This is a genomic window from Streptomyces sp. NPDC014676, from assembly GCF_043084105.1.
Taxonomy (GTDB): Bacteria; Actinomycetota; Actinomycetes; order Streptomycetales; family Streptomycetaceae; genus Streptomyces.
On the sequence record NZ_JBIBZI010000018.1, the window covers coordinates 83361 to 107670 of the forward strand.

22 protein-coding genes and 1 pseudogene are annotated in these 24310 nt (G+C 74.3%); 14 read left to right on the top strand and 9 right to left on the bottom strand.

Translation table 11 applies throughout. The features are described 5' to 3' along the window. Positions 1–173: 173 nt before the first annotated feature. The 3 genes from ACF1DX_RS34405 to ACF1DX_RS34415 are packed head-to-tail and all read left to right on the top strand — an operon-like array spanning position 174 to position 2520. Positions 174–638, top strand: coding sequence for a hypothetical protein (locus ACF1DX_RS34405; protein ID WP_391795086.1), 465 nt, complete (start codon positions 174–176; stop codon positions 636–638). A gap of 20 nt (positions 639–658) precedes the next feature. Beyond that, on the top strand, positions 659–1810 hold the full coding sequence (locus ACF1DX_RS34410; RefSeq protein WP_391795087.1) for a zinc-dependent alcohol dehydrogenase: 1152 nt from the start codon (positions 659–661) through the stop codon (positions 1808–1810). A gap of 8 nt (positions 1811–1818) precedes the next feature. Then, positions 1819–2520, top strand: a complete 702-nt coding sequence (locus ACF1DX_RS34415; protein ID WP_391795088.1) for a phosphodiesterase — start codon at positions 1819–1821, stop codon at positions 2518–2520. Positions 2521–2617: 97 nt separating this feature from the next. Here ACF1DX_RS34415 and ACF1DX_RS34420 read toward each other — a convergent pair whose 3' ends face one another. Beyond that, positions 2618–3301: a hemerythrin domain-containing protein gene (locus ACF1DX_RS34420; protein WP_391795089.1), complete on the bottom strand. Its 684-nt coding sequence runs from the start codon at positions 3299–3301 to the stop codon at positions 2618–2620. Positions 3302–3799: 498 nt separating this feature from the next. Here ACF1DX_RS34420 and ACF1DX_RS34425 point away from each other — a divergent pair, with 498 nt between their 5' ends. The 6 genes from ACF1DX_RS34425 to ACF1DX_RS34450 all read left to right on the top strand — a co-directional run bounded on the left by ACF1DX_RS34425 (position 3800) and on the right by ACF1DX_RS34450 (position 7222). Further along, the gene (locus tag ACF1DX_RS34425; protein ID WP_391795090.1) at positions 3800–4999 is read left to right on the top strand and encodes a hypothetical protein; all 1200 of its coding nucleotides are present in this window, start codon (positions 3800–3802) and stop codon (positions 4997–4999) included. Between the two features lie 11 nt (positions 5000–5010). Continuing rightward, a complete protein-coding gene (locus tag ACF1DX_RS34430; protein WP_391795091.1) occupies positions 5011–5598 on the top strand; it encodes a hemerythrin domain-containing protein in 588 nt (195 codons plus the stop codon). Between the two features lie 219 nt (positions 5599–5817). After that, the gene (locus tag ACF1DX_RS34435) at positions 5818–6045 is read left to right on the top strand and encodes a DUF5133 domain-containing protein (protein WP_391795092.1); all 228 of its coding nucleotides are present in this window, start codon (positions 5818–5820) and stop codon (positions 6043–6045) included. Between the two features lie 20 nt (positions 6046–6065). Next, positions 6066–6569 (top strand): DUF6098 family protein, encoded by a 504-nt coding sequence (locus ACF1DX_RS34440; protein ID WP_391795093.1) that lies wholly within the window; start codon positions 6066–6068, stop codon positions 6567–6569. Between the two features lie 81 nt (positions 6570–6650). Further along, a complete protein-coding gene (locus tag ACF1DX_RS34445; protein WP_391795094.1) occupies positions 6651–6857 on the top strand; it encodes a hypothetical protein in 207 nt (68 codons plus the stop codon). Positions 6858–7009: 152 nt separating this feature from the next. Then, positions 7010–7222 carry a hypothetical protein gene (locus ACF1DX_RS34450; RefSeq protein WP_391795154.1) on the top strand — a complete coding sequence of 71 codons (213 nt, stop codon included), beginning with the start codon at positions 7010–7012 and terminating at the stop codon, positions 7220–7222. Between the two features lie 70 nt (positions 7223–7292). On the opposite strand, the gene ACF1DX_RS34455 is transcribed toward ACF1DX_RS34450, so the two are convergent. Together ACF1DX_RS34455 and ACF1DX_RS34460 are read right to left on the bottom strand one after the other, a co-directional pair. Further along, positions 7293–9545, bottom strand: a complete 2253-nt coding sequence (locus ACF1DX_RS34455) for a heavy metal translocating P-type ATPase (RefSeq protein WP_391795095.1) — start codon at positions 9543–9545, stop codon at positions 7293–7295. 88 nt (positions 9546–9633) lie between these two features. Beyond that, the gene (locus tag ACF1DX_RS34460; RefSeq protein ID WP_391795096.1) at positions 9634–9906 is read right to left on the bottom strand and encodes a heavy-metal-associated domain-containing protein; all 273 of its coding nucleotides are present in this window, start codon (positions 9904–9906) and stop codon (positions 9634–9636) included. Positions 9907–10118: 212 nt separating this feature from the next. Between ACF1DX_RS34460 and ACF1DX_RS34465 the strand changes: the two genes are divergently transcribed. From ACF1DX_RS34465 to ACF1DX_RS34480, 4 genes are all read left to right on the top strand, one after another. Next, a complete protein-coding gene (locus ACF1DX_RS34465; protein WP_391795097.1) occupies positions 10119–11075 on the top strand; it encodes a hypothetical protein in 957 nt (318 codons plus the stop codon). 104 nt (positions 11076–11179) lie between these two features. Further along, complete coding sequence (locus tag ACF1DX_RS34470; RefSeq protein ID WP_391795098.1) at positions 11180–13294, top strand: PQQ-binding-like beta-propeller repeat protein; 2115 nt, start codon at positions 11180–11182, stop codon at positions 13292–13294. A gap of 87 nt (positions 13295–13381) precedes the next feature. Beyond that, a complete protein-coding gene (locus ACF1DX_RS34475; protein ID WP_391795099.1) occupies positions 13382–15778 on the top strand; it encodes a PQQ-binding-like beta-propeller repeat protein in 2397 nt (798 codons plus the stop codon). 7 nt (positions 15779–15785) lie between these two features. Next, a complete protein-coding gene (locus tag ACF1DX_RS34480; protein WP_391795100.1) occupies positions 15786–18014 on the top strand; it encodes a PQQ-binding-like beta-propeller repeat protein in 2229 nt (742 codons plus the stop codon). A 6-nt stretch (positions 18015–18020) separates the two neighbouring features. On the opposite strand, the pseudogene ACF1DX_RS34485 reads toward ACF1DX_RS34480, so the two are convergent. The 6 genes and pseudogenes from ACF1DX_RS34485 to ACF1DX_RS34510 form a co-directional block, all read right to left on the bottom strand. Continuing rightward, positions 18021–18152, bottom strand: a pseudogene (locus ACF1DX_RS34485) (flavoprotein); the annotation flags it as partial. A 270-nt stretch (positions 18153–18422) separates the two neighbouring features. Beyond that, positions 18423–19688, bottom strand: a complete 1266-nt coding sequence (locus ACF1DX_RS34490) for an ArgE/DapE family deacylase (RefSeq protein ID WP_391795101.1) — start codon at positions 19686–19688, stop codon at positions 18423–18425. Positions 19689–19810: 122 nt separating this feature from the next. Beyond that, the gene (locus ACF1DX_RS34495; protein ID WP_391795102.1) at positions 19811–21241 is read right to left on the bottom strand and encodes an ATP-binding protein; all 1431 of its coding nucleotides are present in this window, start codon (positions 21239–21241) and stop codon (positions 19811–19813) included. After that, complete coding sequence (locus tag ACF1DX_RS34500) at positions 21242–21964, bottom strand: response regulator transcription factor (protein ID WP_391795103.1); 723 nt, start codon at positions 21962–21964, stop codon at positions 21242–21244. Positions 21965–22037: 73 nt separating this feature from the next. Then, positions 22038–22646, bottom strand: a complete 609-nt coding sequence (locus ACF1DX_RS34505) for an FMN reductase (protein ID WP_391795104.1) — start codon at positions 22644–22646, stop codon at positions 22038–22040. After that, on the bottom strand, positions 22643–23737 hold the full coding sequence (locus tag ACF1DX_RS34510) for an LLM class flavin-dependent oxidoreductase (RefSeq protein ID WP_391795105.1): 1095 nt from the start codon (positions 23735–23737) through the stop codon (positions 22643–22645). The genes ACF1DX_RS34505 and ACF1DX_RS34510 overlap by 4 nt, the downstream gene beginning before the upstream one ends. Before the next feature lie 181 nt (positions 23738–23918). Here ACF1DX_RS34510 and ACF1DX_RS34515 point away from each other — a divergent pair, with 181 nt between their 5' ends. Then, positions 23919–24254 (top strand): YnfA family protein, encoded by a 336-nt coding sequence (locus tag ACF1DX_RS34515; protein ID WP_391795106.1) that lies wholly within the window; start codon positions 23919–23921, stop codon positions 24252–24254. The last annotated feature ends 56 nt before the right edge of the window (positions 24255–24310 follow it).

The following is a 24310-nucleotide window of genomic DNA, read 5'->3' on the forward strand; positions in this document are numbered from 1 at the left end:
GCCGCGGTGGAGGGCATCCGCAGGCGGGGCGGTCCGCCCGTGTCCCGGTGTGCGGGAGGGCCCCGCGTCCTCGCGGTCCCGCCGTGTCCCGGCCGTCGCCGTTTCACGCGGACGGCCACGGAAACCCGGCGCCCGACGGTGTCCGCCGGGGCACCGGAAACGGAGGACGTTCGATGAGGAAGCTGTGGTGGGCGGTTCCGGTCGCGGCCGCCGGGGCGGCGGCCGTGCGGCGGTCCCGGCCGGCGCACCGGGCCGACGAGCGGGCGGGCGACCGCTGGCTCACCGTGACGGTCAACCGGTCGCCCGCGGACGTGGGGTCGGAGGGGAAGCCGCCACCGCCCCTGGACGGCCTGGCGGAACGGATCGACGTGCGGGTCCGGCCGGCGCCGGGCGACCGCGGTACGGAACTGGCCGCACGGTTCAAGGAGCCCGTGCCCGCCGCGTCCGCCTCCGTGCCCGCGCGTCTGGCCGGGCGGGACCCGCGTCAGGAACTGCGGCGCGCGTTGCGTGACGCGAAGTCCCTGCTGGAGGCGGGCGAGGTGATGCGGCCCGATGCGCCGCCCACGACCCGCCCCACACCGGGCGGCAAGCTGGTCGAGGTGTTCACCCGTCGCTCCGGCGGGGAGGGAGTGCTGTGAAGGCGCTGTGCTGGGAAGGCGTGAACAGGCTGTCCGTCGAGCAGGTCCCCGATCCGGAGCTGCGCAACGACCAGGACGTCATCGTGCGGCTGATCGCGGGCACCACCTGCGGCTCCGACCTGCACCTCATCGGCGGCTACATCCCGGCCATGCGTGCCGGTGACGTCATCGGCCACGAGTTCGTCGGCGAGGTCGTGGAGACCGGGTCCGCCGTACGCAGGCACAAGGCCGGCGACCGGGTCGTCGTCTGCTCGTTCGTCGGCTGCGGGCGGTGCTGGTACTGCGCCAACGACCTGTGGTCCCTGTGCGACAACACCAACACCAACCCCGGCATCGGCCAGGCCCTCTTCGGCTACGAGGCCGCCGGCATCTTCGGTTACTCGCACGCCATGGGCGGCCTGCGCGGCAGCCACGCCGAGTACGTGCGCGTCCCCTTCGCCGACTACGGCGCCTTCAAGATCCCCGAGGGCATCGACGACACCAGCGCCCTGTTCGTCTCCGACTCCGTGCCCACCGGGTGGATGGGCGCCGACCTGGGCGGGGTGAAGCCCGGTGACGTGGTCGCCGTCTGGGGCTGCGGCGCCGTGGGGCAGATGGCCGCCCGGGCGGCGATCCTGAAGGGCGCCGAGCGGGTCATCTCCATCGACCGTATCCCCGAGCGGCTGGCCATGACCGAGCGGTACGTCGGAGCGGAGACCATCGACTACACGGCCACCGACGTCGCCGCGGAACTGCGCGAACGCACCGGCGGGCGCGGCCCGGACGTGTGCATCGAGGCCGTCGGCATGGAGGCGCACAGCGACGGCCCGGCGCACCTGTACGACCAGGCCAAGCAGCAGCTCCGTCTCCAGACCGACCGGCCCACCGCCGTACGCCAGGCCATCCACGCCTGCCGCAAGGCGGGCACCGTCTTCATCCTCGGGGTCTTCGCGGGAGCCGTCGACAAGTTCCCCCTCGGCGCGGTGATCAACAAGGGGCTCACCGTGCGCGGCGCGCAGATGCACGGGCAGCGCTACATCCCGATGCTGCTGGACCGGCTGGCCGCGGGTGAGATCGAGACGGCCCACCTGGCGACCCACAGCCTCTCGCTCGACGACGCGCCCACGGCGTACGACATGTTCAAGAAGAAGACCGACGGTTGCGTACGCGCCGTCATCCGCCCCCGACCCTGAGGGACCGCATGATCATCGACCGGGCCGCCCACGGACTCGCCCGGCGCCTGGCCCGGTGGCGGTCGGCGCCGGCCCTGCACCCCCACGGGGTGCTGTGCACGGGGACACTGACCGTCGCCGCCCGCGCGGGCACCGGCTGGGGCGTGCCGTGGCTCGACCGGCCCGGCTCCTACCCGGTGACGGTGCGCTGGTCGCGGGCGCTGGGCCTGCCCCGGGGGCTGCCGGACGGCCTGGGCCTGGCCGTCCGCGTCGAGGACGCCGGCGGGCCGGGCGGCATGCTCGACCTGCTGTTCACGTCCAGCCGTCCCGGCCGGTTCGTCCGCCACCTGCCGCTCCTGCGGCCCGACGCCCTGAAGGGGCCGTACTCGACCCTGCTGTCCTACCGGATGGGGGACCGGGAGCGCGTGCTGGCGGCGTTCCCGGTCCCCGACGGCCGCCGGGACGACGTGCGGCCGGCGCTGTGGCAGGAGCTCGCCCGCGGGCCCGTCCGGTTCGCCCTGCGGGCGGCCGCCCCCGACGAGCCCTGGCGCACCTTCGCCACCCTGAGCCTGCACGCCGTGCTCACCGCGCCGGCCTCCCGCACCGTGTCCTACGACCCGTACGCCCACAGCCTGACCGGTCTGCGCCCCACCGGGCGGCTGCGCCGGCTGCGCGACGCCGCGTACGCCGGTTCCCGCCGCGGACGGACCGGCGACGGCCGCGACGGGTGAGGCGGGTCCTCCGGCGGCGGGGGGGGCGGCCACCGGCGGATGCCAGGAGGCCCGGCCACCGGACACGGCGGCCTGGACGGCGGAACTCCCCCGGACGTCAGCGGCGTCCCGGACGACGGACGGCACGCACCACGCAGAACACGACGGCCGCGGCTCCTACGGCGCCCGAGGCGATCAGGGAAGCGCGGCGGGCGACGGGGCCGCCGGCCGGCGCGAGGTCACGCAGCCGGTCGAACACGCTGAGGAGGACGCCGCGCAGAGCGTTGCCCGGCGGGCGCCGCGGGACGCCGGGGTGGGGGCGGGTCGGAGCGGTCGCCCGCACCGTCTCCCACGCGGCGCCGATCCGCCGCAGCCGGCGGTCGCCGAACGCATCCCGGAGATACGGCAGCAGCTCGTCCTCCTCGTCCCGGATGTCCTGGCGGACGAGGCCGAACGCCTGCCGGATCCACTCGGCGCGCCGGGGGTCGTCGGGCGACCTCTCGACCCGTGCCACCAGGTCGTTGATCGCCTGGTGCTCCTCCTCCACGCGAGCGGTGAGCTCCTCACCGCGGGGGGTCACACGGCGCAGGACGGGCCACAGGACGGTCTCCTCGGCGAAGGCGTGGCTGAACACCAGCTGGATGATGTCCTGCCACAGGGCGTCGAGCTCTTCGTCCGTACCGCCGGCCAGCCAGCGGTTCATCATCGTGTCGAGCCGGGCGTGGTCCCTGCGCTGGCGCATCAGGATGCTGCCGCCGCCTCCCAGCTCCGCGGAATCCCGGTGGGTGATCGAGATGGTCACGGTCGCTCCTGCCTCGCGGTGACGCCCCGGGGGCCCGGACCGGTGCCGTCCCCTCCGTGCCGGAGGAACGGAGGGGCAAAGGGGCGAAGGGGTGTCCGGTCCGCGGAGCCCGGGTGCCCCTCAAAGGCGTGCCCCACCCTCCGGCTCCGTTCCTTCCGCGGCCCCGGTCCGCGCACCTCCTCCGCCCCTGCCACCGGCGTGGTCCGTCGACGGGGCCTTCGTTCTCCGCCCTCGCCGTGTGCCGGCGGGGCCGTCGGACGGCCGCCGTCGTCCGCCGGGCCGTCCGGACCGGTGAGACGCGGACACACTCACCGATGAGCGCGGCGTACGCCCGCCCGGTTGGCCCACTGGAGGGAACCGTGCGGCCCGCGGGTGCGAGCGGTGGCCGGAAAACGCCCCTCGTGAACAGACTGAGAAGCACGTCCGTGCTCGTCGCCCGGAACGGGGTACCCCAGCGGCGCGCGAGTCCCCCTCCCTCGTCCTCAGGAGGCACCCCCCATGACGTTCAATCCGCTGGAACAGCGGGGCATCCCACTGGACCGCCAGCTACGCAGCTGGCGTGAGCTGAACGTGGACCCGATCGACCCCGACCACTGCGACCCGTACACCCGCTGCCGCGTCATCACGATGAACGGGATCGAGGTGGAGGCGATCCTGTTCAGCCACCAGCTCGCCCGGCACACGGCCGATCCCGAGATCAAGCGGCAGCTCGCGCAGGTGCGTTACATCGAGGCGCAGCAGCAGAAGGTCGTGAACTGGCTGCTCCCGGGCGTCTCCTCGGTGCTGGAGACGACCATCGCCTACGAGCAGGTGGCGGTGGACCTGACGGCGTGGGTGGCCCGGATGGAGCCGGACCCGTATCTGAAGCAGGCGTACCAGTTCGGGGTGCTGGAGGACTTCGACCACCTGTACCGGTACGCGAACCTGTACGAGATGATCGAGCACCGCAAGGCGGAGTCGGTCGTCGACAACCTGACCGAGGTCATGCCCGGCCGGCCGACGAGGTTCCACCACCGCGATCCGGTCGACAACGTCCGCGACCCGTACGCCAAGGACGAGACGAACCCGCTGTCGAAGCTGCACGCGCTGACGATCATGTCGGCGGAGCAGCAGACCATGAACTTCTACATGAACACCGGCCCCACCTACATGGAGCCGATCGCCCGTCAGCTCTACCAGGAGATCGGGCTGATCGAGGAGGAGCACGTCACCCACTACGAGTCCCTGGTGGACCCGGGTGAGACGTGGTGGGAGCAGCTCGTCAACCACGAGTACAACGAGTGCTACCTGTACCACTCCTTCATGGAGCAGGAGAGCGACCCCAAGGTGAAGGCGATCTGGGAGCTGCACCTGAACATGGAGCTGGAGCACCTGCACGCCGCCTGCGACCTGATGCGCCGCCACGACGGCCGCGACCCCGCCTCGGTGCTGGCGCCCGAGCTGCCCAACGTGCTGACCTTCGAGCCGAACAAGGGCTACCTGCGCGAACTGCTCGACACCCAGATGGACCTGACCACGCTCGGCGCCGGTTACGTACGCGAGGCGCACGAGCGGTTCGAGCGGATGCAGGAGCGGATCCACGGCGGGGAGGCACCGCCGAGCGACCGGGTCATGACCGAGCACGACGAGATGTTCGGCCGCGAGTACCGGGTGCAGACCGAGGGCGAGCACCCCGACCCCGCGCAGCGCGAGAAGTAGGGGAGGCCGAGATGTCCGAGCTGAGGACCCCGCACGCCGGGGACGACCGGGCGAAGGACGACGACGTGGTGGCGTTGCTGATGCGTCAGCACGGCGACATCCGCAATCTCTTCGACGAGGTCGAGGCGGCCACGGGTGAGGAACGCCGGGACGCCTTCCGCCGTCTGGTGCGCCTGCTGGCCGTGCACGAGACCGCCGAGGAAGAGGTCGTCCACCCCTTCGCCCGGAAGGGGTTCCCCGGTGGCGAGCAGGTCGTGAAGGACCGTCTCGCCGAGGAGAAGGCCGCCAAGGAGACCCTGGCCGCCCTCGACGAGCTGGACACCGACGACCCGAAGTTCCTGCCCCGGCTGCTGAAGCTGCGCCAGGACGTCCAGGAGCACGCGCGGGCCGAGGAACGCTACGAGTTCACCCACATCCGCCGCAGCACCGACGTCACCGGCCTCGCCGCGATGGCCAAGGCGATCAAGGCCGCCGAGGCGGTGGCACCCACCCGGCCCCACCCGGGTGTCGAGTCCGGGGCGAAGAACATGGCCCTGGGCCCCGTCGCCGCCCTCATGGACCGCACCAAGGACGCCGTACGCCAGGCCATGGGCAAGTAGGTCCGGAACAGCCATGACCGGGGCCGGCCCCGTGCCCCGGTCCCTGTTCGCTCCCCAGGCCGTCGGCCCGCTCCGGGCCCCGTCGGCCGACCGGGTCGGGCGCCGGTCTCCCGGACCTCCCGGCCGCCGGTGCGGAACGCACTGGATTGGCGGCCGGGACCCGGGGAAGACGGGTCGGTGGACGACCCGTGTGAGCGATGGTGACGAGGGAGGCCCCCGATGCTCCTGGCACACCCCGTCGTGCTGAGGAACCTCATCGAGCAGTACGAGGCCCTGCGCGCCCTGCACGCCGAGAACGGCACCGGGGAAGCCCGCCGGCGCATGGAGGACGTCGCGTACACGCTGTGCGTGTCGACCGGCACCCGCGACATCGACGCCGCCCTCGTCGCCGCCCGCCACCGGCTGCCCGGGGCCCGTACCGAAGACGACTCCCTCCTGACCGCCTGACCGCCCCGGCCACGAGCACCATGACCAGGACCGCCGACCTGCCGACGTTCAGCAGCCTCGACGAGCTGACCCGGCTCATCACCCGCCGCCGCGGCCTCTACGTGCGTTGGTCCCGCGGACCGGCGAGCGACCTGCCGAGGACGAGCAGTACGGACGATCTGACCGGGATCAGGCTGCCGGGTCTGTCGGCCAGCCCGCTGGACCTCGAGGACTGGTGGGGCGAGCGGCCCGTGCGCGTCTGGGTCGCCCGCCGGCTGTACGACTACTGCCACCTGCCGCGCGTCAAGGACGCCCGCACCCGGCCCTGGGTCCTGCACGGCTCCGAGACGGCACGCGGACCGGACAACGAACCCCTGGTGACGGAGATCGAGCCTCTCGGCTGGATCGCCGACCAGGTGATCACGGACGCCTGCCGCATCATCACCGAACAGCCCGGACGCTGGGGCACGCTCGACCGGGACGACCCTTCCGAGGAGCCCCCCTCCTCCCTGGAGCCGTCGCCGGGGCGGCACGACCGCCGGTGACCGCTCGGCCGCGGAGGACCGTACCGGCCGCCTTACCCTTCCTCTCCGGGAGACGGGCGGTCGTCGAGGAGGCCGGAAATGATGGTGGCGGGACGCCTGGCCGTGACGGTGCTGGTCACCTGGACCGCGCTGGTCCTGCTCCTGCTCGCGCCCTCGCTCCTGCCGGAGCGGTGGCAGTACTACGTCTACTCACCGGCGAGCGTGGGCCTGTGGATGCTGACCGTGCTCGTCGCGCCCGTCGTGACCTGCTTCGTCTTCTGGCCCTGGATCAGGACGGGCAACAGGTGACGTCCGGCGCCGTCAGCCCGGGAAATCCATCAGCCGGTCGTTCAGCTCCTTCGGCTCGGTGAGCGGCAGGGAGTGGTGGGTGGCTCCGGCGAGCAACTGCGCCTGAACTCGTCCGGGACCACCGCCCTGGTGGACCGGCTGGAGCGGCTCGGGTGGGTCCGGCGCAGCAGGGACACGGCCGACCCCGGCGACGGGTGCTGCTGGAGGTGGAGGAGGAGGCCACACGACTCGGGTGGGCCTTCTTCAGGCCGGTGATCGGCGAGGTGGTGACGGCCGCGGAAGGTTTCGAGGACGGCGAGTTGGAGACGGTGCACCGCTTTCTGGCCTCGGTGCTGGAGGCCACCCGGCGGGCGCGTCCGGTCTGACGGGTCCGCGGCACGCCGAAGCGGGGGGAGCGGGCCCGGCGGCCCGCTCCCCCCCCGCCGGGGAGGCGTCTCAGCTCGCGGCCCTGAAGCCGCGCAGACGCAGGGAGTTGCCGACGACGAAGACCGAGGAGAAGGCCATGGCGGCTCCGGCGATCATCGGGTTGAGGAGTCCGGCGGCGGCGAGCGGCAGGGCGGCGATGTTGTAGGCGAAGGCCCAGAAGAGGTTGGACCTGATGGTGCCGAGGGTTCTGCGGGCGAGGCGGATGGCGTCGGCGGCGGCGCGCAGGTCGCCGCGGACGAGGGTGAGGTCGCCGGCCTCGATGGCGGCGTCGGTGCCGGTGCCCATGGCCAGCCCCAGGTCGGCCTGGGCGAGGGCTGCGGCGTCGTTGACGCCGTCGCCGACCATCGCGACCGAACGGCCTTCGCCCTGGAGGCGCTTGACGATGTCGGCCTTGTCCTCGGGCATGACGTCGGCGATCACCTCGTCGATGCCGACCTCCGCGGCCACCGACTCGGCGACGGCCTTGTTGTCCCCGGTGAGGAGGATCGGGGTCAGGCCCAGGGCGCGCAGCCGGGTGACGGCTTCGGCGCTGGTGTCCTTGACGGCGTCGGCGACCTCGATGACCGCCCGTGCCTCGCCGTCCCAGGCGACCGCGATCGCGGTGCGGCCCGCCGCCTCGGCGTCGGCCTTGGCACGCGCCAGGCCGGCGGGCAGCTCCATGGCCCACTCGGCGAGCAGCTTCTCGCGGCCGACGAGGACGGCGTGGCCGTCGACGACGCCCTGCACGCCGAGACCGGGGACGCCTGCGAAGTCCTCGGGCACGGGCAGGGTGCCCACGCGGTCGGCGGCACCCGCCGCCACCGCCCGGGCGATCGGGTGCTCGGAGGCGTGTTCCAGGGCGCCCGCGAGGCGCAGCACCTCGGTCTCGTCGGTGCCGTCGGCGGTGTGGACGGCGAGCAGGGTCATGCGGCCGGTGGTGACGGTGCCGGTCTTGTCGAGGACGACGGTGTCGACGCGGTGGGTGGATTCCAGGACCTCGGGGCCCTTGATGAGGATGCCGAGCTGGGCGCCGCGCCCGGTGCCGACCATCAGCGCGGTCGGTGTGGCCAGGCCGAGGGCGCAGGGGCAGGCGATGATCAGGACGGCGACGGCGGCGGTGAACGCGGCCGTCAGACCCGCGCCGTCGCCGAGCCAGAAGCCCAGGGTGCCCAGGGCCAGGGCGATGACCACGGGGACGAAGACCCCGGAGATCCTGTCGGCGAGCCGCTGGGCGGCGGCCTTGCCGTTCTGCGCGTCCTCGACCAGCTTCGCCATCCGCGCGAGCTGGGTGTCCGCGCCGACCCGCGTCGCCTCGACCACCAGCCGGCCGCCCGCGTTCACCGTCGCACCGGTGACCGCGTCCCCGACGCCGACCTCGACCGGCACCGACTCGCCGGTGAGCATCGACGCGTCGACGGCCGAGGTGCCCTCGACGACCGTGCCGTCGGTCGCGATCTTCTCGCCCGGACGGACCAGGAAACGGTCCCCGGTCTTCAGCTCCCCGACCGGAACCTGCTCCTCGCGGCCCTCCCGCAGCACCGTGACGTCCTTGGCGCCCAGTTCCAGCAGGGCCTTCAGCGCGGCCCCGGCCCTGCGCTTGGAGCGGGCCTCGAAGTAGCGGCCGGCCAGGATGAAGGCGGTCACCCCGGCGGCGGCCTCCAGGTAGATGTTCCCGGCGCCGTCGCTGCGGGCGATGGTCAGCTCGAAGGGGTGGGTCATGCCGGGCGTGCCGGCGGTGCCGAGGAACAGCGCCCACAGCGACCACAGGAACGCGGCCGACGTGCCGACCGAGATCAGCGTGTCCATGGTGGCCGCGCCGTGCCGCGCGTTGGTGAGGGCGGCCTTGTGGAACGGCCAGGCGGCGTACGTCACCACGGGTGCCGCCAGCGTCAGCGACAGCCACTGCCAGTACTCGAACTGCAGCGCCGGCACCATCGCCATCGCGATGACCGGGACGGCCAGCAGTACGGCGGTGACCAGCCGCTCCCTCAAGGGCCGCAGTTCGTCGGCGGGTTCGGCGTCCTCCGTGCCGGGCGCGGGCCCGGTACGCACCGGCTCGGGTTCGCGGGCGGTGTACCCGGTCGCCTCGACCGTGGCGATCAGCTCGGGGACGGACACGTCACCGCTGTAGTGGACCTTGGCCTTCTCCGTCGCGTAGTTGACGGTGGCGGTGACCCCGTCCATCCGGTTGAGCTTCTTCTCGATCCGGGCGGCGCACGAGGCGCAGGTCATGCCGCCGATGGCGAGTTCGACCTCGGCTGTGTCGGGGACCGTGGTGGCCATTGCTGCTCCTCGGGCTGATCAGGACAGAGGGGGCGTGGGGAGAAGGGGGGCCGGGCCCTCGGGCGGGCCCGGCCGGTGTGCGGGCCCTTCAGGCCGCGCGGCCGGTGAGTTCGTAGCCGGCGTCGTCGACGACCTTGGCCAGCAGCGCGTCGTCGGGCTCGCCCGCCGTGGTGACGGTGACCCGGCCGGCCTCGAGGTCGACGTCGACCGCCAGGACACCGTCCAGGGCGCCGATCTCCTTGGTGAGCGTGGCCTTGCAGTGCCCGCAGGTCATCCCGGAGACGTCGTAGACGGTGGCGGTGCCCTCGGTCGCGGTGGCGGTGGCGGTGGAGCAGCTGCCGTCAGGGGTGCAGCAGGACATGGTTCCTCCTGGAGGAGATGAGACGAGACAGACGAGACAAGACGAGACGATGGCGTACCCCTGGGGGGTACCGCCGACGCCCACCAGATATACCCCCTCGGGGTATGTTTGGCAAACATCGACGCCCCGCTTGCTCATACCCCCTAGGGGTATATAGTCGGAGTTCAGTCCAGCAGAAGCGGCGACACGACACCCACATGAGAGGGCACGTCATGAACACCGGCATGAAGATCACTGCTTTCGCCGCCGCGCTCGCGGCCACCTTCGGCACCGCCTACGGCGTCGGCGCGGCGGTCGGCCCCGCCGCCCCGGACCGGGAACCGGCGGCCCACGCGGAACACGGGAGCCCGGCGCCCTCCGGCCACGGCGGACACACGGACACGGTCCCCGCGGGCCTGCAGATCTCCCAGGCGGGATACACCCTGGACCTCGAAACACCCCGCGTGACCGCGGGTGAGAAGAGCGAGCTCCGCTTCACCGTCCGCGACCGGGACGGACGGCGGGTGACCTCCTACCGGCGCGAGCACGGCAAGGAGCTCCACCTCATCCTCGCCTCGCGCGACCTGGTCACCTACCGGCACCTGCACCCCGTACGGGCGGCCGACGGCACCTGGAGCACCCCCGTCGACCTGCCCGCCGCCGGCACCTACCGGGTCTTCGCCGACTTCACCCCGGCCACCGCGGGCGCCGGCAACCTCACCCTGGGCGCGGACCTCGCCGTCTCCGGCACGTACAAGGGCGCCGCCCTGCCCGAACCCGCCGCCACCGCCTCGGTCGACGGCTACACCGTCACGCTCCGCGGTGGCCTGCGCCCCGGCAAGGCCTCCGAGCTGACCCTGAGCGTCAGCCGCGACGGCCGCCCGGTCACCGACCTTCAGCCCTACCTCGGCGCCTACGGCCACCTGGTCGCCCTGCGCTCCGGCGACCTCGCCTACCTCCACGTCCACCCGAACGGCGAACCCGGCGACGGCACCACCGAGCCCGGCCCCGACGTCTCCTTCACCGCCACCGCGCCCACCGCCGGGACGTACCGCCTCTTCCTCGACTTCCAGCACGACGGCACCGTCCGCACCGCGGCCTTCACCGTCCACGCCGGGAAGACCGCGCCCGCCGGCACACCGGAGCCGGCGACCGGTGAGGAGCACGGCGACGGCGCCCACCGGCACTGACCCCGCGGGAAGGCGACCGGGCGAACGGCCGACGGCCGGTCCCACGGACACCGGCATGGTCGACGCCCCACCGTCTCCGGCCCCGACCCCATACGATCGGCGCCGTGACGGAACTGGTGCGGCCGCTGGGGACCGGTGATCCGGAGCGGCTCGGGCCGTGGAGACTGCTGGGGGTGCTCGGGGCCGGTGGCATGGGGACCGTCTACCTGGGGCAGGCGGGACGGCGACTGGCCGCGGTGAAGACCCTGCGGTCCGAGAACGCGGGTGACCCGCACTTCCTGGCACGCTTCAGGCGCGAGGTACGCGCGGCGGGCGCCGTGCGGAATCCGTGCGTGGCGCGGGTGTACGACGCCGATCTCGACGGCCGTGTGCCGTGGTTCGCCGGGGAGTTCGTCCCCGGGCCCACGCTGGAGCGCACCGTCACCGACCGGGGGCCCCTGCCGCCGGAGACGGTCCGGGTGCTGGGCGCCCTGCTCGCGCACGCGCTGCGGGCGCTGCACGCGGCCGGAGTCGTGCACCGGGATCTGAAACCGTCCAACGTGCTGCTGACCGCCGACGGTGTGCGCGTCGTGGACTTCGGCATCGCGCGCGTACCGGACGCGACGGCCCTCACCCTGGCCGCGCAACGGCCGGGCTCCGCGGGCTACATGTCACCGGAACAGGTCCTGGGCGGTGAACTCGGGCCCTCGAGCGACGTCTTCGTCCTGGGAGCGCTGCTCGCCTTCGCGAGCAGCGGACACCACGCGTTCGGCGCCCACGCCGCGCTGGTGGACTTCGCCATCGCCCACGAGGAGCCCGACCTCACCTCCGTACCGGACGGGCTGCGCCAGGTGCTCGCCCGGTGCCTGGCCAAGGATCCCGCGCTGCGGCCGACGGCGGCGGAGCTTCTCCGGGAACTGTGGAGCGGGGGCGGCGGCCGTGCGTTCCCCGGGCGGGCGGCCGCCCGTGTCCCGGTTCCGGCGGACTGGCTGCCGTCGGGCGTCCTGCTGGACATCGCCGCACGCGAGCGCCGCGCCGCCGAGCTGGCCGGGCACCCGGTCCCCCGGGAACGCCCGGACGGCCGACGGCTGCCGCGACGGCGCTCGGTGCTCGCCGCGGCCGGCGGGTCACTGCTCCTCGCCGGCGCGGGCACCGCGGCCTGGCGGTGGTACGCCGACGACGGCGCCCGGAGCGACGCGTCCGCGGCTCCCGTGCCGCGCTGGACGGGCGCCCCCGGCACCCAGCCGGATCCCCTGTGGGAGGTCTCCGGCCTCGCGCCCGAGCCGCCGTTCGCGCCGGCCGCGGCGGGAACACTGCTGCTGGCCGCGCTCCCCGGCAACGGCGTGGTGGCGCTCGACGCCCGTACGGGGAAGGAGCGTTGGCGGACGGAGAACATCCGCACCGTGGTGACCGCCGGACAACCCCTCGCCCTCGACGGGGACGGTGCGCCGGTCGCCCTCGCACCGGACACCGGAACCGTGCGATGGCGTGGCTCCGGCGGACTGCGCACGCTCCTGGCCGCCGACGGCGACACCGTGTACGGGCTCGACGGCTCCGGCGGGATCACGGCCGTACACACCGGGGACGGCACCCGGCGCTGGCGGCGGACGGCGCCCTCCGGCACCGGTGCGACCGCGCAGGCCACCGTCGCGCACGGGCTGCTCCTGCTCGCCGGGGACGACGGCGTGGTGCACGCGCTGCGCACCCGGGACGGCGCGGAGGCCTGGCGGCAGGACACCGGCGCCGACGCCGCGCTGCGGCCCGCCGCGGGCGAAGGCGGCGTCTACCTGGGCGGCACGCGGCTGCGCGCCCTGCGGCCGGCGGACGGCGAGCGGCTCTGGGAGCTGCCGAGCCAGGACTCCGCCGAGGGTTCCGCCGGCTTCGGACCGCCCACGGTACGCGGCGACCACCTGTACGCGGCGGACGGCGACGTCCTGCGCAGGGTGGCGCGCCGGGACCCCGCCTCCGGCACGGAGTTCGACATGGGCGGGGCGTGGGACCCGTTCGGCAGCCGGTCGGGGCCGCGTGCCGGTGCCGCCCCCGTCGTCGCGGGTGACGGCGTCCACCTGACGCCGGCCGACCCGGCGGCCGGCGTCCTCACCGTACGGATCAGCACGATGGAGGAGCAGTACCGCTTCGTCCCGCCGGGCGATCCGGCGGACGCGTGGCTGGTGGCGGTGGTGCACGGCATACCGGTCATGCAGTGCGGGGAGCGGTTGTTCGCCCTGCCTCCGCTGTGACCCGGTTGTGACGGCGCGGGCCGCCACCTGCCGTCGCGGTGCCCTAGGATTTCCCACCGTCCTTGTGACAAAGGGGGGTTGGGGACCGTGAGGGATCTGAACGGGGCGGACCCACGGCAGTTCGGCCCGTACCGGACACTCGCGGTGCTGCGGGAGGCGGGCACCACCCGCGGCTACCTGGCGCGCGGGGACGACGGACGCACCGTCACCGTCACCGCGGCGAAGCCACGGCTGGCGGCGGTCCCCGTCTTCCGCCGCCGCTTCCGCCAGGAGCTCGCGGCGGCGGCACGGCTGGCGGGGCCGTGGGCGCAGCCCGTGCTCGACTCCGCCCCGGACGACCCGGTGCCCTGGTTCGCCTCACCGTTCGTCCCCTCCCTCCCGCTCGCCGAGGCCGTGGCCCTGGCGGGACCGCTGCCCGAACCGGTCGTACGGGCCTTGGGCGCGGCCCTCGCCGAGACGCTCGAACGCACCCGCGCGGCGGCCGGCGAGGCGTTCCAGGGGCTCGGCCCCGAGGTGGTGCTGCTGGCCGCCGACGGCCCCCGGATCAGCGCGTTCGGCCCGCTGGGCGCGGCCACGGCGGCGACGGAGGGGCCGGGAGGCGGACTGTCCGTGACACTCGGCTACCTGACACCGGAGCAGGTCGCCGGCCACCGGCCGGGGCCGCCCGCCGACGTCTTCGTACTGGGCACCCTGCTGGCGTACGCGGCCACGGGCACGGACCCCTTCGACGCGGACCCCGTGGGCGCGGACCCCCTCGACGCGGACCCCGCCGACGCGCGTCCCGTCGCCGGGGACGTCTCCCGGAGCGCCGCACGCCACCGGGCCGCCCAACGCATCGCGCACCAGGAGCCCGATCTCGCCTCCGTCCCCGAGGGGCTGCGTCCGGTGCTCGCCCGGTGTCTGGCCAAGGACCCGGCGCGGCGGCCGGAGCCGTCCGTGCTCGCGGCCGTCCTCGCTCCCTCCGGCGCGGCGGCGGCGGTGGACGCGGGCCGGCTGCCGGCCCGGCTGACCGCCGCCCTCGCGGAGCAGGCGTCGGCCGTGCTCGGGCTGGAGACGCGGGAGGACCGGGACGACCGGAAGGGAGCCGTGCCCGCCGTCCCGGCCACACCGACCGTGCCGGACGCGAGCCCGGCGTCCGGCACCGGCACGGCGGGCGAGCAGGACCTCCCACCGGCCCTGCCCACCACGCGCCGTGCCGCGCGCCTGGACCGCAGGACCCTGCTGACCGGGGCGCTGTCCGGCGCGGCGGGGCTGGCGCTCGGCGGCGGCGTCACGGCGTGGGCGACCGACGACCGCCCGAGCCCCGACGCGGCGGGAGAACCGGCCGCGCGGAAGCCGCGCGAACCCGTCCCCGGAGTGCCCCCGGCGGCACTGTGGGCGTACGACATGCCGGACACGCTGCTCTACGGCAGCCCCTCCCTCCACGGCGACGTACTGCTGCTGCCGGGGGACTCCCTCGTCGCCCTGGACGTCCGTACCGGCAGGGAACTGTGGCGGCGCAGGGAACCGGTGGACCTCGCCTCCCACCCCGTGCGGGTCGACGACGAGCTCCTCGTGGTGCTGGGCGTCCAGGGGCTGCTGTGGCGCTCCGTGAAGGACGGCGCCCGCCGGCACAAGGTCCCCTACGGGCAACTCCTCGAAACCGGCGAGGACATGGCCGGTCCCGAACTGGTGGCCCGGGACGGTGCGGTGGTCTGGTTCAAGGGCACTGTCGAGAAGACGGCCGGCACCGGCACGAAGACCGACGGCACCGACGGGAAGACCCGCACCCTGTTCGCGTACGACGTCGTACGGCGCGAACCGCTGTGGCGAAGACCCCTCGCGGAGAACGAGTACGTCACCTGGGCCGTACCCCACCGCGGCCTCCTGGTGTCGTGGCGGGACGCGCCCCGGCCCAAGGACGAGAAGGCACGGAGGAAGCGGCCCGAGGGGCTGCAGGAGTTCTTCGCGCTGGACCGCGCCTCGGGCCGGGAGGCGTGGGCGAGAACGATCGGCGACCTGACCGTCAGCGCCTCGTGCGCCCTGTCCGGCACGGGAACGCTGTACGCCGCACAGGACCGCGAGCTGCGGGCGTACGAGCTGCGTACCGGCCGGGAGCTCTGGCGCAGGCGCCACGAGAACCCGCACGGCGCGTACGGGATGCCGGTCCTCGCCGGGGACACCCTGTACGTCGCGGACAACGACCCGACCGTGTACGCCCTCGACCCGGACGGCGGACGGCAGCGGTGGAGCCGCGGGACCGGCTTCCTGGCCGGGACCGGCGCACCCCCCTCCGTGGCCGTCAGCGCGTCCGGCGCCACCGCACTCTCCCTCGACGCCGTCCAGGTCACCGCGTTCGCCGCGGCGAGCGGCGAGCGGCTGTGGAAGTTCCAGGCCGTGGGCGAGCAGGACACCGGCGGCCTCGACCCGTACGGGCTGCTGACCGTCGAGGGGATCTGCGTGGTCCGGTACGGCAGGTCCTTCTACGGCGTCCCGGTGGAGTGAGCGCCGTATGAGCACCGTGCGGCCCCTCGCCCACGACGACCCGGACCGCCTGGGCCGCTACCGGCTGATCGGCAGGCTGGGCAGCGGCGGCATGGGGACGGTCTTCCTGGCCCGTTCGTCCGGCGGGCGCACCGTCGCGCTCAAGACGGTGCACCCGCGGTTCGCCGCCGAACCCGAGTTCCGCGTCCGGTTCCGCCTGGAGGCGGAGGCGGCACGCGCGATCGGCGCCCGGCACGGCGCGGCCGTGGTCGACTGCGACCCCGACGGGGCCGTGCCCTGGCTGGCCACCGAATACCTGCTCGGACCCGCGCTCGACGAGGCGGTGGGCCTGGCGGGACCGCTGCCCGAACACACCGTGCGGGCCGTGGGCGCCCGTCTGGCGGACGCGCTCGGCGAGATCCACCGTACGGGCATCGTGCACCGCGATCTCAAGCCGTCCAACATCCTGCTCACCGCGGCCGGACCGAAGATCATCGACTTCGGCATCGCCCGCGCGCTCGGCGCCCGGCGGCTCACCCGGACCGGACAGGTCGTGGGCACCCCGGCCTACATGTCACCGGAGCAGGCGACGGGGCACGACCACGGCCCCGAGGGCGACGTCTTCGCCCTCGGCGGTGTGCTGCTCTTCGCCGCGACCGGACGCCCGCCGTTCCCGGGGGACAGTGCGGCGGACATCCTGTACCGCGTCCGGTACGGGGAGCCGGACCTGACCCACGTCCCCGACGGCCTGCGGACGGTCATCGCGTCCTGCCTGCGCAAGGAGGCCGCGGACCGCCCGGCGCCGTCCCCGCTCTCCTCGGAACTCGGGGCGGACGGGGGCACGTTCGCGGAGTCGCTGCCGGAGGCGGTCCTCGCCGACCTCGCCGACCGCACCACGCGGCTGTGGGATCCGCACCCCGTACGCGCACCGGCACCCGGTCCGGGCTCCGGTGAGCGTACGGAGACCGACACGCCGCCACCGCCACGGCGCCGGACCCTGTTCGCGCTGGGCGGAGGGCTCCTCGCGGCCGGTGCCCTGACGGCGGGCGCCGTCGCGTACACCCGGCGGGGGCGGCAGGACCCCGGGAACGGCGAGCGGACCGCGGCGGACGCCGGGTCGGGCCCGCCCGAGGCCGCCTGGACGTTCGCGGGGACCTTCGACCACAAGGTCCGGCCCGTGGCGGCGGACGGTGTCGTCCTGGTCAGGGACGCGCTCCGGCCCCGCTACACCGCCGTGGACGCCGCCACCGGGCGGAAGAGGTGGACGCGGGACCCGCTGCGGGACGTCCTGAACACGGACGGCGGGCTGCTCGCCGTCCTCGACGAGGACGACAGCGCGACGGGATCGTCCCCGGTCCGCCCCGCGCTCCTCCGGCTCGACCCGGAGACGGGCCGCACGAGCCCGCTGCACGACTCCCTGGGCATCCCCGCCCTCGAACCGACGGCCCTGCTGACGGCCGACCGGCGGACGGTCTACGTCCTGGCCCGGCTGCCCGGCCGGGGCGGGGAGCCCGCGCGGCCGTTCCTGAGCGCGTACGACCTGGTCAGCGGCGCGGAGCGCTGGCGCGAGGCACTGCCGGGGAAGGGGGTGGGGGCCGAACCGCTGAGCGCCGTCGCCGAGGGCGGGCGGCTGGTCTGCGTCACCCGGCTCGGGCTGACCGTCCGCGCCGCCGGCACCGGCCGGACGCTGTACGACGAGCGGCTGGTCGACCCGGCCCGGTACGACGTGGACGAGGAGAGCGACCTGCCGGCGCCGAGCGCGGCCGTGGTACGGGACGGGCGGATCCACGTCAGCCAGGGCGAGGTGCTGGCGCTCGACGCGCGCAGCGGTGAGACGCTGTGGCGCTGGGGGGCCGGGGAGCCCAGCACCTGGCCCGGCGGACCGGTCTACGGCGCACCGGCCGTCCAGGACGGCACGGTGTACGTCGTCGCGGCACCCGAGGACATCCAGGGCACCGCCGAGCAGGCCGCCTGGCGGCTGATCGCGCTGGACGCCGCGACCGGTGAGTTCCGCTGGGACCACCGTGCCCCGCTGCGGCTGTGGCCCGGCGAGCCCCTGCTGCGCGGTGGACTGGCCCTGCTGGCCCCCTTCGACGAGCGCCGGCTGCTGTACGCGGTGGACCTGCGGGACCACAAGGCCGCGTGGACCTTCTCCGGCCCCGCACGCGACACGGCCTCCCCCTCCCTCACGACGACACCCGGCCACGTCCACGTCCTCCGGGCGGACGAACTCACGGCACTGCCGTTGCGGGGGTGAACGACGTCATCGCACCGTGTTGTCGACGGGTTCCAGCATCTCCAGTGCTTCCTCCCACCGGAAGCGATCCGCACCGCCACCGGTCTTCGGCCGGTGCGGTTCGCATGAACTGATCAGTACACCCACCCCCCGAAGGCGACGCCGTCGCCGTCGAAGGCGCTCGGTTCACGGCGGCGGCCAGGTCCGAGGCGAACCGCTCAGGGTCCAGCGGGGCCCCGGTGCCGTCTTGCTCCTGCTCCACCGGGACGAGCAGCCCGGTCTCACCGCCCTCGACGGCCTCGGGTATTCCCCGGTCGCGGTGTGCCTGTACCGGCATGACCGGGCGCCCGTGGCCGCACGGCGGCGGGGGGTCCACCGCGCGGCCCCGGGCGCCCTCGGACGCACGGTAGCCGCCTCAGCGCCCGGCGCTCACTTCGTCCCGACGGTCCGCAGCACCGTCAGCACCAGCGTCCGCGCCGCCTCCGCCGTCTCCCGCAGGGACACGTGTTCGCGGTCGCTGTGGGCCACCGCGATGTCCCCGGGGCCGTACTGCAGCGTCGGTATCCCGGCGCCGGTGTAGTGCCGCAGGTCGCTGCCGTAGGTGGCGCCGCGCCGCCTGGGCCGGGGGCGGCCCGTCGCGTCGGCGTACGCGGAGCCGGCCACGTCCGCGAGGACGTGGCCCTCGGGCAGCCGGCCGCTCGCGAACTGCCCGCCCGGCCAGCTCACCACGGCCGGATGGTCCCGCAGCCAGGGGTCGGCGGCGCACGCCTCGGCCACGCACCGCTCGAACTCGGCGCGTGCGTCCGCCGGTTCCTCACCGAGACGTACGCCGAACCGCCCCTCGGCGACCAGCAGGTCGGGCACGCTGCTCGCCCAGTCCCCGGCACGCACGGTGCCCACCGACAGGCCGTACGGGATCGGGTACTCGGCGAGCAGCGGGTCCGGGTCCCGGTTCCGTTCGGTCTCCAGCGCGACCAGCGCCCGGTGCAGGGGAAGGTAGGCGTCGACGGCGCTGACCCCCTGCTCCCGTGAACTGCCGTGCGCCGCCCTGCCGGGCACGGCGATGCGGAACGTCAGCGCACCCGCGTTGGCGGTGATCAGGGTGGCGGCGGTGGGCTCGGCGATGACGCAGGCGTCGCCGCGGTGACCGCGCCGCAGGGTGGCGTAGGCGCCGAGGCCGCCGTCCTCCTCGCCGACGACGAAGTGCGCGGCGACCCGGCCGCGCAGGCGTATCCCGGCGGAACGTATCGCCGCGAGCGCGGCGAGGTGCGCCGCGAGTCCGGCCTTCATGTCGCAGGCCCCGCGCCCGTGCACCAGGTCCCCGGCCACCCGGGGCACGAACGGGTCACCGTCCCACGCGGCGGGATCACCCGCCGGTACGACGTCGACGTGGCCGTTGAGGATCAGGGTGGGGCCGTCACCCCCGTCGGGGGTGGTCCCGACCAGCCCCCACGCCTCCTCCCGGGGCGCCTCCGTCCCCGGGAAATCCGGTTCGGCGCGCAGCGCGGGCAGGTCCAGCGACCACAGGTCGACCTCCATGCCGAGCCACTCCAGCCGCCCGGCCAACTGGTGCTGAAGCTCCGACTCGGCACTGCTCCCGGTCACACTGGGCACGGACACCAACTCCAGCAACGTCCGCCCCAACGCCCCCTCGTCGACGGCCGCCAGCGCGGCGGCCTCCTCATCGGTCAGCATGCTCGCCCTCCCCTCACCGGGAAACGGCACTTCACCGCCTCCCGCGCACATACCTGCGCCCCACGCCCCCCGCCTACGCCTACCGCGCCGCGCGACCCACCCCCGCCGCACCGCGACACCGCTCACCCGTCCGACGGCCGCCCGGCCACACCCCCCACCGTGAACCCGATCACCGTCCCCCCGCCCTCGCGGGAGAACGCGTACGGCGCCCCACCGTGCGCGAGCGCCACCTCCCGCACGATGGACAGCCCGAGCCCCGACCCCGGCAGGGACCGCGCGTCGGCGGCACGGTAGAACCGGTCGAACACCCGGACCAGATCGTCCTCGGCGATCCCCGGCCCCCGGTCCCGCACCTCCACCCGCACCGCCCCCGCCCGGGCCGGCCCCGCGACCCGGATCTCCACGGGAGCACGGCCGCCCCGGTCGAACTTCACCGCGTTCTCGACGAGATTGGACAGCGCCCGCGTCAGCATCCCCGGCCGCCCGTCGGTCGCGGTGTCACCACTCACCTCGACCACGATCTCCCGCCCGGTACGGCGCCGCGCCAGCCCCGCCACCTCCTCCGCGACGTCCGCGAGGTCGACCCGCTGCGGCGGCTCGGTGTCGGACTGCCCGGCCGCGAGGTCGACGAGTTCGTTGACGAGGTCGGTCAGCTCGCGGGCCTCCTGCGTGAGGTCGGCGACGAGTTCCTCCCGGGTGCCGGGCGGCAGCTCGTCGATGCGGCGCAGCAGGGAGATGTTGGTACGCAGCGAGGTGAGCGGCGTACGCAGCTCGTGCCCGGCGTCCTGGACCAGCCGCCGCTGGTCCTCCTCGGACTGGGCGAGCCGCCCCAGCATCCGGTCGAAGGCACGGCCGAGCCGCCCCACCTCGTCGTACCCGGCCACCGGCACCTGGATGCCGAGCCGCCGCGTACGGGCGACGGCCTCGGCGGTGTTGGTGAGGACGACCAGGCGCCGGGTGATCCGCCGGGCCACCCACCAGCCGAACAGCCCCGCCCCGACCACCACCGCCGCCATCAGGATCAGCGTGCGCCGCTGAAGCGCCCGCAGCAGGTCCTCGGTGTCGCTGAACTCCTGCGCGACCTGCACCGCGCCCCGCTCGCCGCCCAGCGCGACGGTCGCCACCCGGTAGACGTCGTCGCCGACGTCGACGCCCGCGTGCACGACCACCCGCCCCGCGGTCGCGTCCCCCGCGACCCGCCGGTCGGCGTCCACCACCGGCAGGCCGGGGTCGCCGGGGTCGAAGACACCGCCGTCGGGCCCGAGCACCTGCACGTCGGTCCGCGCGGGCCGCACCAGGTCGTGGCCGGGCGCGGCGGAGGAGAAGTCGTGCGGCGACATCCGGTTCTCCCGGACCTCGTCCCGCAGGTCCTGCACGACCTCGTCGAACACGGACTGCTGGTCCACCCGCACCAGCCGGGCGGCGGCGTTGTACGACAGGATCCCGACCAGCACGGTGACGGTGGCGGTCACCGCGGCGAACGCCACCGCGAACGTGGTCCCCAGCGACAGCAGCCGCAGCCGCCTCCGCGAGACCGGCCGCCCGTACGGCACTCAGCCCTCCCGCAGCACGTAGCCCACCCCGCGCACGGTGTGGATGAGCTGCGGCGCGCCGGGCTCGTCGAGCTTGCGGCGCAGATAGCCGACGTAGACGGCGAGGTTCTTGGAACCGGGGCCGAAGTCGTAGCCCCAGATGCGGTCGTAGATGGTGGAGTGGTCCAGGACGATGCCCGCGTGGCGGATCAGCAGCTCCAGCAGCTCGAACTCGGTGCGGGTCAGCTCCAGCTCCCGCCCGCCCCGCCAGGCCCGGCGCGCCTGCGGGTCCATGCGCAGCCCGGCCGCCTCCACGAACCGGCCGGAGGGCTCCGGCCCCGTCTCCACGACGGGCTCGGGCACCGGGGCCGGTGCCGGGGCCACCCGGCGCAGCAGCGCGCGCAGCCGGGCGAAGACCTCCTCGACGTCGAACGGCTTGACGACGTAGTCGTCGGCGCCCGCGTCCAGGCCCGCGATCCGGTCCGCGGTCTCCACCAGCGCGGTCAGCATCAGCACCGGCGTGCGGTCGCCCTCGGCGCGCAGCACCCGGCACACCTGGAGCCCGTCGATGCCGGGCATCATCACGTCCAGGACCAGCACGTCGGGCCGACTGCGGTGGGCCTGCGCGAGGGCCTCGACGCCGTCGGCGACGGCCGTGACCCGGTAGCCCTCCAAGGTGAGGGCCCGCTCCAGGGCGTTGCGGATGGCGCGGTCGTCTTCGGCGAGCAGAAGGGTGTGCGGCACCCGTCCAGTCTGCCAACCGCCACCGTCCCGCGGCCCCGGCGGCCGGCACCGGGGCCCGCTTCTTACTTCGCTCTCACCCGGTGGGCCGCAGCGCCGCGAGCCGCTCCTCGAACGGGGTGACCTCCTCGAAGGAGTCCCGCCGGGACGGCGGACGGGCGGTGACCGGCCCGGCCGTCAGCGCCACCAGCTCCCCGGCCGCCCGCTCGATGCGTCCGTCCAGGCCCTCGGCGCCCCAGTCCTCGGAGGCGGCGTAGACACCGGTCGGGACGACGACGGCCTTGAGGTGGGAGAAGAGCGGACGCAGCGCGTGGTCGAGGACCAGCGAGTGCCGGGCCGTACCGCCGGTCGCCGCGATCAGCACCGGCTTCCCGGCGAGCGCCTCGGGATCGCTGACGCCCAGCGCGTCGAAGAACGACTTGAACAGCCCGCTGTACGACGCCGAGAACACCGGCGTGACCACGATCAGCCCGTCGGCCCCGGCCACCGCGTCGAACGCGCCGGCCAGCGCCCGGCCCGGGAACCCGTTGGTGAAGGTGTGCGCGATCTCCACGGCGAGGTCGCGCAGCTCGACCACCTGGACGTCGGCCGGCGCCCGCGCGGCGGTCGCGGCGGCCAGCCGGTCACCGAGCAGCCGGGTGGAGGACGGGACGCTCAGCCCCGCCGAGACGACGACGAGCCTCATGCCCGCGCTCCTTCCTTCCCCCTGGCGAGGGCCAGCAGCGAACTGTGGGTGGGCGCGTCCGGCACGTCCGCCGGGCGGCCCTTGGCGAACTCCTTGCGCAGCACCGGCACGACCTCCTCGCCCAGCAGGTCGAGCTGCTCCAGGACGGTCTTCAGCGGCAGACCCGCGTGGTCCATCAGGAAGAGCTGGCGCTGGTAGTCACCGGCGTACTCGCGGAACGACAGCGTCTTCTCGATCACCTGCTGCGGGGAGCCCACGGTCAGCGGGGTCTGCTCGGTGAACTCCTCCAGCGACGGCCCGTGCCCGTAGACCGGCGCGACGTCGAAGTACGGCCGGAACTCGCGCACCGCGTCCTGGCTGTTCCTCCGCATGAACACCTGCCCGCCGAGCCCGACGATCGCCTGCTCCGGGGTGCCGTGCCCGTAGTGGGCGTACCGGGCCCGGTACAGCTCGACCATGCGCTTGGTGTGGTCGGCCGGCCAGAAGATGTTGTTGTGGAAGAAGCCGTCGCCGTAGTACGCGGCCTGCTCGGCGATCTCCGGCGAACGGATCGAGCCGTGCCAGACGAACGGCGCCACCCCGTCCAGCGGGCGGGGCGTGGAGGTGAAGCCCTGCAGCGGGGTGCGGAACTTCCCCTCCCAGTCGACGACGTCCTCGCGCCACAGCCGGTGGAGCAGGGCGTAGTTCTCGACCGCGAGGTTGATGCCCTGGCGGATGTCCTGCCCGAACCAGGGATAGACCGGGCCGGTGTTCCCGCGCCCCATCATCAGGTCCACCCGGCCGTCGGCCAGGTGCTGGAGCATCGCGAAGTCCTCGGCGATCTTCACCGGGTCGTTGGTGGTGATCAGGGTGGTGGAGGTGGAGAGGACCAGCTTCTCCGTGCGCGCCGCGATGTAGCCGAGCATGGTGGTCGGCGAGGACGGCACGAACGGCGGGTTGTGGTGCTCCCCGGTCGCGAAGACGTCCAGGCCCACCTCCTCGGCCTTCAGCGCGATGGCGACCATGGCCTTGATCCGCTCGCGCTCGGTCGGCGTACGCCCCGTGGTCGGGTCGGGCGTGACATCCCCGACGCTGAAGATCCCGAACTGCATGGCCGCTCACCCTCCAGATTGTTGACGGTTCAACTATACCCTTGGAACGACCCCCCGCCCCCACCTATTCCACCCCCGGGCCACGCGGCCACGGCACCACCACCAGCCGCACCGGCTCCGCCGACGACCCCCCGTACCGGGGCCGCCCCTCACCCGATCCCCCGCGTGCGAGGCTGCCCCCATGCCGATCCTCCGCTCCGCCGCCCTGTTCGTCCTCGCCGCGATCCTGGAGATCGGCGGCGCCTGGCTGGTCTGGCAGGGCGTACGCGAACACCGCGGCTGGATGTGGGCGGCCGGCGGCGTCCTCGCCCTCGGCGCCTACGGCTTCGTCGCCACCTTCCAGCCCGACGCCCACTTCGGCCGCGTCCTCGCCGCCTACGGCGGCATCTTCGTCGCCGGCTCGATCCTGTGGGGCGCGGTCGCCGACGGCTACCGCCCCGACCGCTGGGACATCACCGGCGCACTGGTCTGCCTCGCCGGCATGGCCCTGATCATGTGGGCCCCGCGCAACGGCTGACACCTCACCCACCACCCCCGCTTATGCTGACCGGGACCGGCCCCGACCGCCCGAGG